General features: G+C 52.7%; 1 protein-coding gene, 2 tRNA genes, 1 rRNA gene and 2 other annotated features (1 of these 6 only partly in view). All 4 genes read left to right on the plus strand.

Features of this window, described 5'->3' with window-relative positions; translation table 11 throughout:
* Positions 1 to 747: ribosomal RNA gene (locus tag FD715_RS06535) — 16S ribosomal RNA — on the plus strand; it begins 1,455 nt to the left of the window's first position.
* Positions 748 to 888: 141 nt separating this feature from the next.
* Positions 889 to 965: transfer RNA gene (locus FD715_RS06540), tRNA-Ile, on the plus strand.
* Between the two features lie 21 nt (positions 966 to 986).
* A tRNA-Ala gene (locus tag FD715_RS06545) sits at positions 987 to 1,062 on the plus strand.
* A gap of 43 nt (positions 1,063 to 1,105) precedes the next feature.
* Positions 1,106 to 1,987 carry a glycosyltransferase family 2 protein gene (locus FD715_RS06550; protein ID WP_147107006.1) on the plus strand — a complete coding sequence of 294 codons (882 nt, stop codon included), beginning with the start codon at positions 1,106 to 1,108 and terminating at the stop codon, positions 1,985 to 1,987.
* A 462-nt stretch (positions 1,988 to 2,449) separates the two neighbouring features.
* Positions 2,450 to 4,396, plus strand: a sequence feature (23S ribosomal RNA rRNA prediction is too short).
* A gap of 45 nt (positions 4,397 to 4,441) precedes the next feature.
* Positions 4,442 to 4,824, plus strand: a sequence feature (23S ribosomal RNA rRNA prediction is too short).
* Positions 4,825 to 4,938 lie beyond the last annotated feature (114 nt).

Consider the following 4,938-nt stretch of genomic DNA (forward strand, 5'->3'; position numbering starts at 1 on the left):
GTGGGGAGCAAACAGGATTAGATACCCTGGTAGTCCACACCGTAAACGATGAATGCCAGTCGTCGGGTAGTATACTATTCGGTGACACACCTAACGGATTAAGCATTCCGCCTGGGGAGTACGGTCGCAAGATTAAAACTCAAAGGAATTGACGGGGGCCCGCACAAGCGGTGGAGCATGTGGTTTAATTCGAAGCAACGCGCAGAACCTTACCAACCCTTGACATCCTGTGACAACTCGAGAGATCGAGCGTTCCTTAGGGACACAGTGACAGGTGCTGCATGGCTGTCGTCAGCTCGTGTCGTGAGATGTTCGGTTAAGTCCGGCAACGAGCGCAACCCACATCTTTAGTTGCCAGCAGTTCGGCTGGGCACTCTAAAGAAACTGCCCGTGATAAGCGGGAGGAAGGTGTGGATGACGTCAAGTCCTCATGGCCCTTACGGGTTGGGCTACACACGTGCTACAATGGCAAGTACAGTGGGTTAATCCCCAAAACTTGTCTCAGTTCGGATTGGGGTCTGCAACTCGACCCCATGAAGTCGGAATCGCTAGTAATCGCAGAACAGCATGCTGCGGTGAATACGTTCCCGGGCCTTGTACACACCGCCCGTCACACCATGGGAGTTGGTTCTACCCGACGGCCGTGCGCTAACCTTTTGGAGGCAGCGGACCACGGTAGGATCAGCGACTGGGGTGAAGTCGTAACAAGGTAGCCGTAGGGGAACCTGCGGCTGGATCACCTCCTTTCTAAGGATGTTTCTAGTATTACAGAGCTTGCTCTTGATCGTGAAACACTTAGCAGAAGATCAGCATTCAAAGCTGGTCAACATCAGGACCGAGCCGTCCTCATATCTCTTCAGTATAAAGAACACGGGCCACCGCCCGTATGGGTCGGTAGCTCAGGTGGTTAGAGCGCACGCCTGATAAGCGTGAGGTCGGAGGTTCAAGTCCTCCTCGACCCACCATTTCCCGCGATGGGAACAGTGGGGGCCTTAGCTCAGCTGGGAGAGCGCCTGATTTGCATTCAGGAGGTCAGCGGTTCGATCCCGCTAGGCTCCACCATTTCCTTATTGTTCTTACTTCACGTTCGGGTCTAAATCCGCACATGAATGTTTGCGCAATAACAATGGTGTACCGCGACTATTTCGCTCTTGCTCAGTGGGTAAGGCACTATTCAAATCAGCTTGGTATCGAGAACCTGTTTATTGTGGCCCATGGTCATGATCCAAAGGTGAACGAGATCGCTGCTGGTGCGAATATTTGGACGATCCCACGGGACAATCTGGAAAAATTTGATCGGCGCCGAAATTGGATGCTGAACAAGTTCCAGGCTGGATTGCTCAAGTTTTACGACTGGGTGATCAGGACGGACACAGACGAACTTGTCTGCGTTGATCCAGAACAGCACGGCACATTGAAGGAACTGCTCGCCAAGCAAAGCGATGATGCGGTTTTTGCGATGGGTCTGGATTTGTTTGAGGATGTCGAAGATGACGAGATGGATACTGACAAGTCGGTTTTCCAACAGCGGTCATCGGCGATTATCACGGGCAACTACAGCAAGGCTTGGGCGGTAAGGGACGCAACACCTTTGATAAGGCACGGCGTTGTCATTGCTCAGGACGGGAAGAAAACACACTCTTATGTGTTTCCAACCGGCGTCTACCTTGTTCACCTCAAGTTCGCTTCCATGCAGGAGCTGGCTGATGTGAATGAGACGCGCATCGCTCTTGGCCGCGCCGACCTGCCGGGTATGCCTGGGTTGGGATGGCAGAAAGCCAACAATCACGCCAAAAGGTTCTTTGAAAAAGCTGAAGAGCTTGAGGTTATGCCTTGGGACGCAGCAACGACACACGCATATGACATGATCCTGTCTGACATGAAGTTTAGCGAGAATGACGGTGTTATCCGCTCGCCGGGTATACCGCACATCGCACGAACAACGCTGCCAGATTGGTTCAAACACGCTGATGGATCAGATCAGTAAGAGCGCTACGGCGCTTTTACTCGTCCGATCCGGACGTGCTGACGCGCATCCTTACGGATACGCTGACGCATTGATCGACACAGTCGATCGAATTGACATCGTATAGAGAGATACAAGTTACTTTGAGAGCAATCTTAAAGTAACAATCAACACTGTTTGGTCGCCCGAGTGTGGGTCTGACCTCAGTGTGGTTCCAAGACCTTGGCAACAAGGGGTTGGAAGGCGACATGATTGAGTGCTTCCTCGCTCACCATGACGTATCCCGCGCTGAAACGAACAGAGTTGTCCAAGTCAAGTACACTAACCCGCGTGTCCGCACGGGCACGCACCGATCCTTTTGACCGACATCAGAAGGATCAGGGAAAGTATGCTTTTGACCAGAAAATGAGGCCCAGTTGTTCCAGCTTCTGAGCCATTGAAGACGCAAGTCTTTCTTTTTCTGGATCAAATCAAGCGCGAGAAGGGCGTTTGGTGAATGCCTTGGCAGTAAGAGGCGATGAAAGACGTGATACTCTGCGATAAGCCGTGAGGAGCTGAGAATAAGCTTTGATCCACGGATCTCTGAATGGGGGAACCCACCTGACAGTTTCCTATTGTTACTTCGGTAATCAATAGGTCGCTGAACCAGGTACTTATAGACTGAATACATAGGTTTATAAGAGCAAACCCGGGGAACTGAAACATCTAAGTACCCGGAGGAAAGGAAATCAATTGATACTCCCCTAGTAGCGGCGAGCGAACGGGGACCAGCCGAGCCATGAATGTGACTAGAACGACCTGGAAAGGTCGGCCATAGTGGGTGACAGCCCCGTATAGGAAGCATGATTGGACGTATTAAGTAGGGCGGAACACGTGAAATTCTGTCTGAAGATCGGAGGACCACCTTCGAAGGCTAAGTACTCCTTACTGACCGATAGCGAACCAGTACCGTGAGGGAAAGGTGAAAAGCACCCCGACGAGGGGAGTGAAACAGTACCTGAAACCGAACGCCTACAATCAGTTGGAGGCCCCTTGAGGGCTGACAGCGTACCTTTTGTATAATGGGTCATCGACTTGGTCTTACTAGCAAGCTTAAGCCGTTAGGTGTAGGCGCAGCGAAAGCGAGTCTTAATAGGGCGTCGAGTTAGTGGGATCAGACCCGAAACCGAGTGATCTAGGCATGACCAGGCTGAAGGTAAGGTAACACTTACTGGAGGGCCGAACCCACACCTGTTGAAAAAGGTCGGGATGAGTTGTGCCTAGGGGTGAAAGGCCAATCAAACTCGGAGATAGCTGGTTCTCTGCGAAATCTATTTAGGTAGAGCGTCATCCGAATACCCCGGGGGGTAGAGCACTGGATGGGTAATGGGGCCCCACAGGCTTACTGATCCTAACCAAACTCCGAATACCCGGGAGTACTAGATGGCAGACACACGGCGAATGCTAACGTCCGTCGTGGAGAGGGAAACAACCCTGACCTACAGCTAAGGCCCCCAATTCATGGCTAAGTGGGAAAGCAGGTGGGACGACCAAAACAACCAGGAGGTTGGCTTAGAAGCAGCCATCCTTTAAAGATAGCGTAACAGCTCACTGGTCTAAATAAGTTGTCCTGCGGCGAAGATGTAACGGGGCTCAAGCCATGAGCCGAAGCTTAGGATGCCGTAAGGCATGGTAGCAGAGCGTAGTGTGACATAGTTCCTATCCTCTTTAGCGATCTTAGGATCGCCTTGGAGGATATTCGGAGCTTTCAGTGAAGCCGGCGCGTGAGCGATCCGGTGGAGAGATCACTAGTGAGAATGATGACATGAGTAGCGACAAAGAGTGTGAGAGACACTCTCGCCGAAAGTCCAAGGGTTCCTGCTTAAAGCTAATCTGAGCAGGGTAAGCCGACCCCTAAGGCGAGGCCGAAAGGCGTAGTCGATGGGAACCAGGTTAATATTCCTGGGCCAGGAGGATGTGACGGATTGTGAAGGTTGTTCACCCTTATCGGATTGGGTGGGCCGCTAATCAGTCCCTGGAAATAGCCCTCCATGAGATCGTACCCTAAACCGACACAGGTGGACTGGTAGAGCATACCAAGGCGCTTGAGAGAACGATGTTGAAGGAACTCGGCAAAATACCTCCGTAAGTTCGCGAGAAGGAGGCCCGGTTCCTAGGCAACTAGGGGCTGGGGGCACAAACCAGGGGGTGGCGACTGTTTATTAAAAACACAGGGCTCTGCGAAGTCGCAAGACGACGTATAGGGTCTGACGCCTGCCCGGTGCCTGAAGGTTAAAAGGAGAGGTGAGAGCCTTGAATTGAAGCCCAGGTAAACGGCGGCCGTAACTATAACGGTCCTAAGGTAGCGAAATTCCTTGTCGGGTAAGTTCCGACCTGCACGAATGGCGTAACGACTTCCCCGCTGTCTCCAACATCGACTCAGCGAAATTGAATTACCTGTCAAGATGCAGGTTTCCCGCGGTTAGACGGAAAGACCCCGTGCACCTTTACTACAGCTTCACACTGGCATCAGGCCATGCATGTGCAGGATAGGTGGTGGGCTTTGAAGCAGGGACGCTAGTCCTTGTGGAGCCACCCTTGAGATACCACCCTTGCATTGCTTGATGTCTAACCGCGGTCCGTTATCCGGATCCGGGACCCTGTGTGGCGGGTAGTTTGACTGGGGCGGTCGCCTCCTAAAGCGTAACGGAGGCGCGCGAAGGTTGGCTCAGAGCGGTCGGAAATCGCTCGTTGAGTGCAATGGCAGAAGCCAGCCTGACTGCGAGACTGACAAGTCGAGCAGAGTCGAAAGACGGCCATAGTGATCCGGTGGTCCCGAGTGGAAGGGCCATCGCTCAACGGATAAAAGGTACGCCGGGGATAACAGGCTGATACTGCCCAAGAGTCCATATCGACGGCAGTGTTTGGCACCTCGATGTCGGCTCATCTCATCCTGGGGCTGGAGCAGGTCCCAAGGGTACGGCTGTTCGCCG

This window comes from Tateyamaria sp. syn59, assembly GCF_007995245.1.
Lineage (GTDB): Bacteria > Pseudomonadota > Alphaproteobacteria > Rhodobacterales > Rhodobacteraceae > Tateyamaria.